Source organism: Acinetobacter sp. YH12069, assembly GCF_013419675.1.
GTDB classification, from domain to species: Bacteria; Pseudomonadota; Gammaproteobacteria; order Pseudomonadales; family Moraxellaceae; genus Acinetobacter; species Acinetobacter amyesii.
Genome location: NZ_VOZS01000010.1, coordinates 115265 through 127931 on the forward strand (window position 1 = coordinate 115265; position 12667 = coordinate 127931).

A 12667-nucleotide genomic window follows, 5' to 3' on the forward strand; every position below is an offset into this window, starting at 1 on the left:
ATTCACTTTTATTGTTAGAAAATAAACGCCCGAAAGTAATGGGCGGGTGAATATTATTCAAAAAAAGGAATTTTGTCCTGTTAAAATGTGACAATTGTGTAACTTTGTGTAATTTGCGTACAAATATGATTGCAAAATTAAATGATTAGTAACACGTTGCTATTTGGGTTTTTGTGCAATCCAAATATTACTTAAGCGGTTGACAAATTGCGGGCTAAACTTCGATAAATTAAATAAAAATTTAGCTTTCATCCCCACAGGTGTATGTGTGGCCATTAAGACCGTATCCTTTTTTTGTACCAAGGTATAAATTTGCTGAGCGACATCGCTCGGTTGAAGATTGACGCCCATTTTCTTAATGCTTTGGGCATCCATGTCTTGCACCATCGCGGTTTGAACAAATAAAGGCATCACATCTAAAACGCGAATATTGTATTTTTGCCATTCAATATCTAAGCTTTCAGTGAGCCCACGTACAGCAAATTTAGATGTGGCATAGCTGGCTAAATCTGCTTGTCCATAAATAGCTGAAGCCGAAGAGAGGTTAATCACACGAGCAAAATTGCTTTGTTGTAAATAGGGGAATGCCGCATAGCAACCGTTTATCACCCCTTTGACATTGATATCAATCGTTCGGTGGTGTGCAGACAGTTCCGTATGTTCAAAGCTGCCTGAATACAGAATTCCGGCATTATTGACTAAGATATTCAGCTGACCTGCCCAAGCAACAAATTCAGCTAAAGCGCTTTGCCATTGCTCTGGTTGTGTCACATCTAAAAGCCCAGCTTTGGCATGGCTACCGAGTTCAGCAGCTAAGGAGGTGACTTGAGATTGGTTAATGTCGTAAAGCCCAACTTTATAGCCTTGTTGTATGAACAGTCGTGCAATTGCTGCGCCAATCCCTTGTCCTGCACCGCTAATAAAAATACTTTGCATGTTATGCTTCCCTGAATTGAGTTGCTCATTCCCTGAGTGAATTTTGAGCATATCAAATTCTGTAATCGAAACAATGTACTGATGAGTAAATAGCTGGAGTTCACATGGAACAATTATTAGCAGTGATGGAAGAATTACGTGAAAAATGTCCATGGGATAAAAAGCAAACCCCAGAAAGTCTGACTCGTTATGCCATCGAAGAAGCCTATGAAGTTGAAGCGGCAGTTCGTTCAGGTCAGAGTGATGATGTACGAGATGAACTGGGAGATTTGTTACTGCAAGTGGTTTTTCAGTCGCAGATGTATAGCGAACAAGGCGCATTTGATTTTCAAGATGTGGTGCAAGCCATTACAGATAAATTAATTCGCCGTCATCCCCATGTGTTTCAGGCAGAGCAGTTCTCAGCACTCAATGCGGATGATGTGGCAACACTATGGAAACAGATTAAACAACAAGAAAAAACAGGGAAATCAGCATCAAGATTAGATGAAGTTAAACATGCACCTGCTTTAAGCCAAGCAGATGAAATTCAAAAAAATGTGGCGAAAATAGGCTTTGATTTTCCAGATATTGAAGGGGCCTATGGCAAGCTTGAGGAAGAGCTAGGGGAGTTAAAAGAGGCCTTGGCAGGCAAAAAATCCGACGAAATATTTGATGAATTTGGTGATTGCTTATTTTCTCTAGTGAATGTTGGACGTAAGATTGGCATCTCAAGTGAGATGGCACTGTTAAGTACCATTCATAAATTTAGAAGCCGTTTTGCTTATATTGAAGCACAGGCCACATTACAACAAAAACATGTAGAAGACTTGTCCCTGACTGAAATGGATCAGTTATGGGAACAGGCAAAACAACAATTAAAACAACAGGCTGAATATGTACCACATCCTAAAGAATAAATACTCTACACAATTACTTGTCTTGGTTTTGAGTTTAATGGCAAATTTGACTTATGCTCAAAGCCCTTCGGGCTACGCGGAATGGAAAGCCATGCAACAAGCTCAAGATCAACAATTAAAAAAGCAATCTGAGGCCTCTAAGTCCAAATCGGCAACTGCACCCAGCAATGCCAACTATTATTTGTCACGACCCAGCACTCAGCAAAATAGCCGATCAGATCAGGTACGCTTAAATACAGCCTCAGTCGATGAACTGCAAACTTTGCATGGAATTGGTCAGAAAAAAGCAGAAGCCATTGTGCAATATCGTAAAAGTAATGGCTTATTTAAAAGCATTGATGATATTCAACAGGTTAAGGGCATCGGTCCTGCGCTGTTTGCTAAAAATAAAGCAAAATTGGCACTTTAAGTGAAGTGTAAAAAAAAGAATTAGGTTAAGCTCAGCTTGAGCATCGAGATAATCAAATTGCCCTTTGATTGTGTTAGAGATATCATTAGCGACATCTTAAGAATTTTACGTTCAGACGTAGGAGACAGCGTCTTTTGCAAACTTTGCGCGCGTCCAAATGTGGTTTATCAACCGCACAATTACCTTCTTCCATTTTAGATGTGATTGATGCCTTAACTAAGGCAGGCTATGAAGCTTATATCGTGGGTGGCGGTGTCCGCGACCTAATGTTGGGTCATGCACCTAAAGATTTTGATGCCGTAACTAATGCGACACCAGCTCAGGTGAAAGAAGTCTTCGGGCGACGTTGCCGAATTATTGGTCGTCGTTTTGAGCTGGCGCATGTCTACTCAGGACGTGAACTGATCGAAGTTGCGACCTTCCGTGCGCCGCCTAAAAAAGCCGTGACTTCTGCTGCGGGCATGATTTTACGTGATAATAATTGGGGTACGATTGAGCAAGACTTTGCACGTCGTGACTTCTCGATCAATGCAATGTATTACCAACCACGCAAAGGTGAAGTGCTAGATTTTTGTCATGCAGTAGATGACATTAAGCATAAAACGTTGCGTTTATTGGGTGATCCACAATTACGTTTTGAAGAAGATCCTGTGCGGATGCTTCGGACTTTACGTTTTGCAGCCAAATTAAACTTTAATATTGATGAAAAAATTCTGGATGTCTTTACTCCAGAACTTACTCAATTGCTGCGTGATGTGTCTCCACATCGTTTATACGATGAGTCACAAAAGCTCTTTACCATGGGGCATCTCAATCGCGTCTTACCGATGCTGATCGATTTTGGTATTTGGTATCAATTATTTGCAGATATCAAACCGGTCGTAACGCCATTTATTGAGTTGGCTGCAAAAAATACCGATCATCGTATTTCGATTGGGAAAACCATTAACCCTGCATTTTTCTATGCCGTGTTATTGTGGATTCCGTTCCAAGAGCGTTGTACGTTCTATCTAAATAAAGGTGTTGTTCCTGCTGAAGCGCGTGCTCAAGCAGGCTTGGATGTATTGAAACGTCAGGCTACACGAACCATTATTCCACGCTTTGCCGAAACATTTATTCGTGAAGTTTGGGAAATGCAAACCCGTTTACTAAGTCCAAAACCACAGCAAATTGAAGCACTTTCAGGTCATGCACGGTTCCGTGCAGGCTTTGACTTTCTGCTGCTGCGTGAAAAATCGGGCGATACAAGCACGCAAGGCATGGGGCAGTGGTGGGATGCTTATCAGCAGATGAGCACTGACGAAAAAGAACGAGCAATTAGCCAATACAATCGTCAACGTGCCAAGAGTCGTCGTAAAGCGGCGCATGAAGATGTGGAAGCCAAAACTTCTACTCATCAGCAAGTTGAAATTGAACCGCTGGTGAATGAACCAGAAAGCAGAAGTCGCCGTCAACGTAAGCCTAAATCACATGCCAATAGTCTAGAGACAGTGTCAATCGTTGCAGCGTCAGCCAGTGGTGAAATTGGTGCAGATCATCCGATTTTAAAACGTAAACGTGTGAAACGAGATTTGACTCAGGTTATTTTTGGGCCAACACAATGACGCTGACATATATTGGTTTAGGCAGTAATTTAGGTGATTCTCTACAGATCCTTAGTGAAGCGGTACATAAACTTGCAACACTCGGAACAGTGAAGGTCTCACAACTGTACCAAAGCCCGCCAATGGGGCCACAAGATCAGCCGAATTATTTAAATGCAGCGGTTGCATTAGAAACTGATCTAGCACCTTTGGCCTTGTTGGATGAATTGCAACGCTTTGAACAAGAGTCGGGGCGTGTACGCCTACGTCATTGGGGGGAGCGTACACTGGATTTAGATTTACTGATTTATGGTGAACAGCACATTCAAAATGAACGTTTGACGGTGCCTCATGTTGGTGTTTTAGAACGTGATTTTGTGTTGAAACCTTTGTTGGATTTAGATGAGAATCTACAGATTAAAGGACAACCATTAAAAGATTTACCTATTTTGAATAATCCAAATTTAACTGTATTGGATGCAGGAAACTGGGCCCATCTTTAATTTTTGTATGACCACTTGAGAAAGCCGTCATCTGAGGAATATTGAAATGATTAGTCTAAGTGACTTGAAAAAATTTAAAGCGGAAGGCCGCAAATTCTCCTGCCTGACTTGCTATGATGCGAGCATGGCAAAAGCAATGGAAGTTGCTGAAGTCGATAGTATTCTGATTGGTGATTCATTGGGGATGACCATTCAAGGCAATGACTCAACTTTACCTGTCACTGTTGAAGATATGGTATATCACACTGCAGCAGTGCGTCGTGGCAATAAACATGCGTTTATTCTGACTGATTTGCCCTTTATGACCTATGCCACTTTGAATGACGCTTTAGTGAATTCAAAGATCGTGATGCAAGCAGGCGCGCAGATGGTCAAATTGGAAGGTGGCGCATGGTTGTCAGAAACAGTTGAAGTATTGACCCGTAATGGTATTCCAGTGTGTGTGCATTTAGGGTTAACTCCGCAATCGGTTCATGTGTTTGGCGGTTATAAAGTGCAAGCACGTACACGCGAAACCGCGGATCAACTCATTGCAGATTGTAAAGCTGTGGTTGATGCAGGTGCAGCAATTTTACTTTTGGAATGTGTTCCTGCCCAAGTGGGTAAAGAAATTAGTGAATTATTCCCAAATACACCTGTGATTGGGATCGGTGCCGGTGCAGAAACGGATGCTCAAGTCTTGGTTCAACAAGATATGTTGGGACTGACGTTTAGTCACGTGGCGAAATTTGTTCGCAATTTTATGAAAGAGCAAGCAGGGGAAACAGCAATAGTGGATGCGTTTAAGGCGTATCATGCTGCCGTACTTGATGGTAGTTTCCCTGCCAAAGAACATACATTCCAAATTGAGCTGTAAGACATGAAAACTGAAACAACGATTCAAGGTTTAAGTGCATCGCTAAATCCAGCACGTGCTGCGCGCAAAATCATTGGTTTTGTACCAACGATGGGGAACTTGCATGAAGGTCACCTTAATTTAGTTCGTGAAGCACGTAAACTGTGTGATGTCGTGGTGGTGAGTATTTTCGTTAACCCAATTCAGTTTGGTCCAAATGAAGACTTTGACAACTATCCACGTACTTTGGAACAAGATCAGCACTTATTGGCTGAAGTGGGTTGTGACATCGTGTTTGCACCGACTGTTGAACAAATGTATGGCAACAAACCGCGCTTAACCAATATTAGCGTGGGCGGCATTACCAATGATTTGTGTGGCGAACAGCGTCCGGGTCATTTTGATGGTGTTGCTGTTGTTGTGACAAAACTCTTTAATATTGTTCAACCGAATTTTGCATTCTTTGGGCAAAAAGATTACCAGCAACTTGCAGTGATTCGTCAGTTTGTACGTGACTTAAATATTCCACTAGAAGTGATTGGTGTGCCGATTACTCGTGCTGAAGATGGTTTGGCATTGAGCTCACGCAATGGTTATTTAAGTGCGGAAAATCGTGCGATTGCACCAACGATTTACCAAAGCTTGAAAACGGCTGAGGCAGAATTACATGCTGGAACTCAACTTGCAGATGTGTTAGCGAATATTAAAGCAACATTGACAGCGGCGGGTTTTGTTGTGGACTATGTTGAAGCACGTACACCTGAATTACAGAAAATTGAAGAATTTGATCAAGACGTGGTGTTGTTTATTGCGGCTAAATTAGGCGCAACACGTCTTATTGATAATATGCAGGTTAAATATACTGCAGTTTAAAACGGCTATGGGGTAGCAAGCGATGAAGCGCATTTTAATTGTTACAGGACAATCTGGATCTGGAAAGTCATCTGCATTACAGATACTTGAGGATTTGGGCTATTACTGTATCGATAATTTGCCATTGGCCTTACTCCCCGAAATTGTTGAAAAACTCGATTCAGAAAATAATCTTGAACAATTGGCACTGGGTGTGGATGTCCGCAGTACACGTGCAGATTTACAAGAGTTCGATTTGGTTTTTCAACAGCTACAACGCCATGGCTCAGTCGATATTATTTATTTGACCACGCGTGATCAGGAATTGATTGCGCGATTTAGTTCATCTCGACGTCCCCATCCGTTGGCAAGTCGTTTCAAAAGTTTAAATGAGTGCATACAGGAAGAAAAATCTTTACTGTTGCCGATTCAATTACGCTCGACAGTACATATTGATACTACAGATAAGAGTGTACATGATTTAAAACATACCTTGCTGTCTAAACTTGGACAGGCAGATAATTTAATTTTGATCTTACAGTCTTTTGGCTATAAGCATGGTATTCCACTCGATGCAGATTATGTTTTTGACGTCCGTCATTTGCCCAATCCGCACTGGGATATGGAATTACGTAAGTATTCAGGATTAGATGAGCCAGTTCGTCAATTTTTACAGCAAAGTGAACAAACCAATGAAATGTTCCAAGATATTTATAATTTCTTGGATAAATGGCTGCCGGCATTTGCCGAAGGGCATCGTCATTACATGACGGTGTCGATCGGTTGTACAGGTGGGCAACACCGTTCGGTATATATCGTAGATAGACTAAAAAAAGCACTTGAGGCAAAATGGTCTATTCAGGTTCTACATAGAGAAATGAAGCACTGGTCATGATCGACACAACTGTTGACGTAATTAATAAACTGGGTTTACATGCGCGTGCATCTGGCAAGCTAATCGAAGTCACGACCAAATTTCGCTCGTCGATTCAAATTGGTAAGGGTGGAAAATTAGTAGATGCCAAAAATATTATGTCTTTGCTGATGCTTGGCGCAGGCAAGGGCACAACTTTACGCTTAGTGATTGAAGGTGCAGATGAAGAAAAAGCTTTATCTGAAATTCAAGCACTGTTTGCGGCAAAATTTTACGAGGCAGATTAAACGTGGCACGTCGACCGAACCGCTATACCGAAGAAGACTTTGAATCCTTAGAAGGACGTGCAAGTAAAACTGAGCAAAAGAAAGCTGTACAACGTATGGCTGCTTTGGGCGAGGAACTTGCAAAACTGAATCCTAAACAGATTAAAAATCTTCCTGTTGAAGAGCGTCTGATCGAAGCACTACTAGATGCACAAACCATTACTTCACATGAAGCGCGACGCCGTCAGTTTCAACGTGTAGGTAAATTACTGCGTAATGAAGATGAAACCATGATTTTATCTTACTTAACCCCGCAGCAAGGTGCGAAAAAAACAGCGCAGCTTCAACGCTGGACTGAACGTATGATTGCCCAAGGTGATCCCGTCATTAAAGAGTTCATGAAAGCACATAATGCTGCTGAACATCATCCCATTCGTCAGCATATTTTGCGTATTCAACGTGATATAGCCAAAAATGTAAGCGAAGAAGAACTGACTGCGTCAAAGTTGAAATTGTTTAACTACATTCAACAAGTGGCTTTATTATCTGATAACTAATGCATGATTAGATAGCCAAGTGCTTAGATAGCTCAATGATCAGATAATTCAACATGATCTGATCATTGAAGCAAAACGTGAAGTTATAGACTTCATATCAAAAAAGCGACCTGATCAGGTCGCTTTTTTTGCTTAAATGTTGAAAAAATCATGCTTGGCTTTTGAGTTTTAACATTAACCAAATTCACCAACAGCGCGCTCTTTAGCCCATTCACGGAGAACGAACTTCTGAAGTTTACCTGTCGATGTTTTTGGAATTTCGGTAATCACCACATCTTTTGGCACTTTGAAACGTGCAAGATGTTGTTTACAGAATTCAATCAGTTCTTCAGGCGTTGCTTCTTTACCTGCTTTTAATTCAATAAAGGCACAAGGCACTTCTTGCCAACGAGGGTCAGGTTTTGCAACCACTGCAGCGGTCAGTACAGCAGGGTGTTGATATAGAATTTCTTCTACTTCGAGCGATGAAATGTTTTCACCCCCTGAAATGATCACATCTTTAGAGCGGTCAGTAATTTTGGCATAACCGTCAGGTTGGCAGACTGCTAAGTCGCCGGTATGGAACCAGCCACCGGCAAAGGCTTCAGCCGTTGCTTCTGGGTTTTTCAAATAACCTTTCATTACGATGTTGCCACGGAACATGATTTCACCCATGGTCTGGCCATCATGCGGAACAGGTAACATGGTTTCAGGATCAATGACTTTCATGCCATCTTGAAGCGGGTATGGCACACCTTGGCGAGAATGCAACTGTGCTTGTTCTTGAATGGAAAGATCAGACCAACCAGCTTGCGATGCGCAAAGTGCTGATGGACCATAGGTTTCAGTCAAACCGTAAACATGTGTGACATTGATACCAATATTACGCATCCCTTCAATAATCGCTGCAGGTGGCGCTGCACCAGCAACCATCACTTCAACGCGATGGTCAAATTGTGCTTTTTTCTCTTCAGGCGTATTGATCAACATTGAAAGTACGATTGGCGCACCGCAGAAATAATCTACTTTGTGTTCTGCAATCAATTTGAAAATCAGTTCAGGGTCAATTTTACGTAGACAAATATTGGTTCCGCCATTGGCTGCCATTGTCCAAGCAAAGCACCAGCCATTACAGTGGAATAGAGGAAGCGTCCACAGATACGTTGCACGTGGCGTCATGCCGCAAGCAATGATGTTACTCGCTGCATTGATATATGCGCCGCGGTGATGATACACCACGCCTTTTGGATTCCCTGTGGTACCCGAGGTATAGCTTAAACTAATCGCATCCCATTCATCTTGAGGTAAGTGCCATTCAAAGTTGGCATCGCCTTGCGCCAACCAGTCTTCAAATTCGATTTGTCCAATCGGTTGTGCTGTACCTTCAAATTCAGCATCTGCAACATCAATGACATAAATATCTTGATCGATTAAAGCTAAAGCTTCAGTGGCAACCTGAGTGAATTCAGGGTCAACCAACAGGACTTTGGTTTCAGCATGTTCCAGCATGAAGGCAATGGTTTTCGCATCAAGGCGTGTATTTAGCGTATTTAGTACAGCACCCGCCATCGGTACGGCAAAGTGTGCTTCAACCATAGCTGGAACGTTCGGTAATAACACAGACACGGTGTCGTTTTTGCCAATGCCTAATTGTTGCAACTGATGTGCAAATTGACGACAGCGGTTATACGTTTGGCGCCATGAAATATGACGATTGCCGTGGATAATGGCATTCTGATCAGGATAAATATAGGCTGCACGCTCTAAATAACGTAGAGGCGAAAGTGCCACAAAATTTGCCGGGGTCCGTGGCAATTCATCGTATGCGCTAACCATCGTGGTACTCCAAGTCCATGTATATTTGTTTTAAATCTGACTTAACAATAATTCAGTCCTTAGCTTCTCTGCATTTATGCTTTAGTCGAGTATTTATACTAAATTTTTAAGTGATTGAAATTGAATAAAATAAAAACAGTAAGGTGAAGAAAATGAACCCTATGGTTCTCAAAATTGATTTTTTAGCATAAATAATTTAGTTGAAAAATATACAGATGTTGTTGGTTTTTTATACTGATTTGGCAGATATTTCCGTGTGTGATCCTCTTTGTTGATTCGGTTTGAATGATGCTTAACGAATAATGTAGAGCGCCTTGAATAGTCTTTGTGAGGGTATAAACGAATGATTTTTTCTTTAATTGATCGTGGCTTATTTACTGTTTTATAACAATAAACTTAAGTTTGAGAAGATGCTGAACTTCGTATAATCTAAGTAAAAAATCAAGATGGCTTGTGCATTAACATTGCAAAAGCGGAAATCAAAAATAAAACAATACGGCTAAATACAATAAAAAGTATGGCGACAAGGATGAATATGACAATTCAACACGACATTGCATGGGAAAATTGGTCAGGTGCTCAGAAGTCGATCCCGAAGTCATTTATACAACCGCAAAATCTTGAGCAATTAATGGATGTGGTGCAATACCATCCTAAGATTCGCTTGGTTGGCGCAGGGCACTCATTTAGCCCTTTGGCAAAAACCACAGATACCTTAGTACGTTTAGATCATCTCAAAGGCATTCTAGATATCGATGCTGAACACTGCCAAAGTACCGTCCAAGCTGGCACACGATTATTTGATTTGGGTGAGAAGCTCGCGTCTTTTGATCAAGCACTGATTAATCAAGGGGATATTGATCGTCAAAGTTTGGCTGGGGCTATTGCAACTGGGACGCATGGTACCGGACTCGAATTACCATGTTTATCGGCATTGGTTAAGGGTTTCGAATTATTAACCGCGCAGGGCGAATTACTACAATGCAGTGCTGAGCAGAATAGCGAAATTTTCCAAGCAGGGCGTGTTTCACTCGGGAGTTTAGGCGTGCTGACGCATGTAAAGCTGCAAAACCGACCGATGTATAAACTCATAGAACAAACGCGATTATGTCCGTTGAAAGACGTCATGCAGAATATGCAGCAATGGCAATATGAACATCGACATATTGAGTTCTGGGCATTTAGTCATGCCGATCAGGTTATTTTAAAAACCTTAGATGAGACGGAAGATAACCTTCAACCGCGGAAAGAACAGTGGTTAGATGACGACGTATTACTCAAATTTTGTGCAGAATTGACGCGATTCTTTCCACCACTGAATCCATGGCTACAAAAATTATTAGGTGTTTTTGTCAAACCTTCGATGAGCGTAGACTGGTCAAGTCGAATTTTTCCTTCTGCTCGAAATACCAAATTTAATGAGATGGAATACCAGATTCCGCTGCAACACGGGATGAATTGTTTAGAAGAAATTTTGCATACCCTTCGACGACATAAGGTTCCGATGTTTTTTCCGCTAGAATATCGACTTGTACGTGGGGATGATATTTGGCTCAGTCCGTTTTATCAGCAAGATTCGGCCTCAATTTCGGTGCATCAGTTCTATAAGCAAGATTATCAAGTCATCTTTAAGCTCGTGGAGCCGATTTTTTTAAAATATGGCGGGCGTCCGCATTGGGGGAAATTGCATAGCCTAAATGCGCGGCAGCTTCAAAATGTGTACCCCAAGTGGCAAGATTTTTTGAATATTCGACAAGAATTAGATCCTCAGCAAAAGTGGCTCAGTCCCGAGCTACAGCAGTTACTGATTGATTAAGCATCGTGGAAAGTTAAACATTGAAGACCAATTGAACGATATGAAAAAGGGGATGGCATGGATGCATATTTTCAACAGTTGAATACGCTGCTAAAGCAAAACGGGACGGGGATGCCGCAGTTAATCGTGGATGTTGATGCATTAAATCACAACTTGGTGATCACTCAGCAGCAAATACCACATAGTCTGCATCCGCGCTTGGTAGTGAAATCCTTGGCGTGCATGGCATTGCTTCAACACTGTGCTACACAGCTCAAGACACAGCGTTTCATGCTATTTCATTTTGCACATCTAAAAACACTTTTTGAATCGATACCGCAAGCCGATGTGTTGTTTGGAAAACCGATGCCGATTCAGGCTTTGAACCATGCAGACAAGGCGTTTTTGCAGGCAACGCAATCGCAAGTGCAATGGCTGATTGATAGTGAACAGCGTTTAGCCCAATACCTCAAATTTGCTGAGCAGCATCAACTGTGTCTACGCATCAATATTGAAATCGATGTGGGGCTACACCGTGGAGGCCTGAAAACGATCGATGAGCTAAAGGCTGTTTTGGATGTAATCGTTCAACATCCCCAACATTTAAAATTTTCAGGATTGATGGGCTATGACGCACATGTGGCGAAGATTCCACGGCTGATCCAATCTGCTGAACAGACTTATCAACAGTCCCAGCAAAGTTATCAACAATTCAAAGCTTATGTACAACAGCGCTACCCAACCTTATGTGATGAATACACCTGTTGGAATGGTGGTGGTAGTCCTAGTTTTAGTTTTCATTATCAGCAGAGCGTCTGTAACGAAGTCTCGTTTGGCTCGATGTTATTAAAACCCGCAGATTTTGAACTGAAAAATTTACAAGCTTTCCAAAGTGCCTTGTGGCTCGCCACACCCGTGTTAAAAGTGTTGCCGCGGACTGAATTACCACAGTTAGAATGGCTCAGTCGTTGGGCAAAATCTCAGGCTGTGTTTATTTATGGAGGCTATTGGCGAGGGGACTATGTTTATCCTCAAGGCAGTCAGCCCCATGCATTATATGGTCGAAGTAGTAATCAGGAACTTGTGCAAATTCCACAGACAAGCAGCATAGACGTAGATGATTATATTTTTTTACGCCCTACCCAGAGTGAAATGATCATCCCTCAATTTGCACAGCTTTGGTTGTACCAAGCCGCTCAATTCATGGCCTTTGAAACCTTCAGAGAATAAAAAAGCGTCCTTACGTTCTTTGGTTCAATTGTTTCGCAATTTTTTTTTACGTGCGTAACATCAGTTATGAATGAGAACGTGATTATTATGTTGACAGCATAAAGCGCATTTCA

At 41.8% G+C, this 12667-nt stretch carries 13 protein-coding genes; 11 read left to right on the top strand and 2 right to left on the bottom strand.

All coding sequences use genetic code 11. The annotated features are described in order from the left end of the window. Positions 1-159 precede the first annotated feature (159 nt). The gene (locus FTU16_RS09315) at positions 160-936 is read right to left on the bottom strand and encodes an SDR family oxidoreductase (protein WP_180005383.1); all 777 of its coding nucleotides are present in this window, start codon (positions 934-936) and stop codon (positions 160-162) included. Between the two features lie 104 nt (positions 937-1040). Here FTU16_RS09315 and mazG point away from each other — a divergent pair, with 104 nt between their 5' ends. From mazG to yjgA, 9 genes are all read left to right on the top strand, one after another. After that, positions 1041-1835: a nucleoside triphosphate pyrophosphohydrolase gene (gene mazG / locus FTU16_RS09320; protein ID WP_180163128.1), complete on the top strand. Its 795-nt coding sequence runs from the start codon at positions 1041-1043 to the stop codon at positions 1833-1835. After that, positions 1813-2244: a ComEA family DNA-binding protein gene (locus FTU16_RS09325; protein WP_180055938.1), complete on the top strand. Its 432-nt coding sequence runs from the start codon at positions 1813-1815 to the stop codon at positions 2242-2244. Before mazG ends, FTU16_RS09325 begins: the two co-directional genes overlap by 23 nt. A 134-nt stretch (positions 2245-2378) precedes the next feature. Next, positions 2379-3848: a polynucleotide adenylyltransferase PcnB gene (gene pcnB / locus FTU16_RS09330; protein ID WP_180163129.1), complete on the top strand. Its 1470-nt coding sequence runs from the start codon at positions 2379-2381 to the stop codon at positions 3846-3848. After that, a complete protein-coding gene (gene folK / locus FTU16_RS09335) occupies positions 3845-4330 on the top strand; it encodes a 2-amino-4-hydroxy-6-hydroxymethyldihydropteridine diphosphokinase (RefSeq protein WP_180005386.1) in 486 nt (161 codons plus the stop codon). The genes pcnB and folK overlap by 4 nt, the downstream gene beginning before the upstream one ends. Positions 4331-4376: 46 nt before the next feature. Further along, positions 4377-5186, top strand: coding sequence for a 3-methyl-2-oxobutanoate hydroxymethyltransferase (gene panB, locus FTU16_RS09340; protein ID WP_180005387.1), 810 nt, complete (start codon positions 4377-4379; stop codon positions 5184-5186). Between the two features lie 3 nt (positions 5187-5189). Next, a complete protein-coding gene (panC, locus tag FTU16_RS09345) occupies positions 5190-6038 on the top strand; it encodes a pantoate--beta-alanine ligase (protein WP_078192648.1) in 849 nt (282 codons plus the stop codon). Positions 6039-6060: 22 nt separating this feature from the next. Beyond that, a complete protein-coding gene (rapZ, locus tag FTU16_RS09350; protein ID WP_078189595.1) occupies positions 6061-6912 on the top strand; it encodes an RNase adapter RapZ in 852 nt (283 codons plus the stop codon). Next, positions 6909-7178 carry an HPr family phosphocarrier protein gene (locus tag FTU16_RS09355; RefSeq protein ID WP_067763492.1) on the top strand — a complete coding sequence of 90 codons (270 nt, stop codon included), beginning with the start codon at positions 6909-6911 and terminating at the stop codon, positions 7176-7178. Before rapZ ends, FTU16_RS09355 begins: the two co-directional genes overlap by 4 nt. A 2-nt stretch (positions 7179-7180) precedes the next feature. After that, positions 7181-7714, top strand: coding sequence for a ribosome biogenesis factor YjgA (yjgA, locus tag FTU16_RS09360; protein WP_078189593.1), 534 nt, complete (start codon positions 7181-7183; stop codon positions 7712-7714). 174 nt (positions 7715-7888) lie between these two features. Here the strand turns inward: yjgA and FTU16_RS09365 are convergent, their stop codons facing one another. Continuing rightward, a complete protein-coding gene (locus tag FTU16_RS09365; protein WP_180163130.1) occupies positions 7889-9529 on the bottom strand; it encodes an acyl-CoA synthetase in 1641 nt (546 codons plus the stop codon). A gap of 535 nt (positions 9530-10064) precedes the next feature. On the opposite strand from FTU16_RS09365, the gene FTU16_RS09370 reads away from it, so the two are divergent. After that, complete coding sequence (locus FTU16_RS09370; RefSeq protein ID WP_180163145.1) at positions 10065-11345, top strand: D-arabinono-1,4-lactone oxidase; 1281 nt, start codon at positions 10065-10067, stop codon at positions 11343-11345. Positions 11346-11402: 57 nt separating this feature from the next. Further along, positions 11403-12554 (top strand): alanine racemase, encoded by a 1152-nt coding sequence (locus FTU16_RS09375; RefSeq protein WP_180163131.1) that lies wholly within the window; start codon positions 11403-11405, stop codon positions 12552-12554. The last annotated feature ends 113 nt before the right edge of the window (positions 12555-12667 follow it).

Excerpts from the sequence above, each read along its gene's own strand:
- FTU16_RS09315 (WP_180005383.1), bottom strand. The coding sequence starts at position 936 with ATGCAAAGTATTTTTATTAGCGGTGCAGGACAAGGGATTGGCGCAGCA.
- FTU16_RS09365 (WP_180163130.1), bottom strand. The coding sequence starts at position 9,529 with ATGGTTAGCGCATACGATGAATTGCCACGGACCCCGGCAAATTTTGTG.
- mazG (WP_180163128.1), top strand. The coding sequence starts at position 1,041 with ATGGAACAATTATTAGCAGTGATGGAAGAATTACGTGAAAAATGTCCA.
- FTU16_RS09375 (WP_180163131.1), top strand. The coding sequence starts at position 11,403 with ATGGATGCATATTTTCAACAGTTGAATACGCTGCTAAAGCAAAACGGG.
- FTU16_RS09370 (WP_180163145.1), top strand. The coding sequence starts at position 10,065 with ATGACAATTCAACACGACATTGCATGGGAAAATTGGTCAGGTGCTCAG.
- panC (WP_078192648.1), top strand. The coding sequence starts at position 5,190 with ATGAAAACTGAAACAACGATTCAAGGTTTAAGTGCATCGCTAAATCCA.
- folK (WP_180005386.1), top strand. The coding sequence starts at position 3,845 with ATGACGCTGACATATATTGGTTTAGGCAGTAATTTAGGTGATTCTCTA.
- FTU16_RS09325 (WP_180055938.1), top strand. The coding sequence starts at position 1,813 with ATGTACCACATCCTAAAGAATAAATACTCTACACAATTACTTGTCTTG.
- rapZ (WP_078189595.1), top strand. The coding sequence starts at position 6,061 with ATGAAGCGCATTTTAATTGTTACAGGACAATCTGGATCTGGAAAGTCA.
- panB (WP_180005387.1), top strand. The coding sequence starts at position 4,377 with ATGATTAGTCTAAGTGACTTGAAAAAATTTAAAGCGGAAGGCCGCAAA.
- FTU16_RS09355 (WP_067763492.1), top strand. The coding sequence starts at position 6,909 with ATGATCGACACAACTGTTGACGTAATTAATAAACTGGGTTTACATGCG.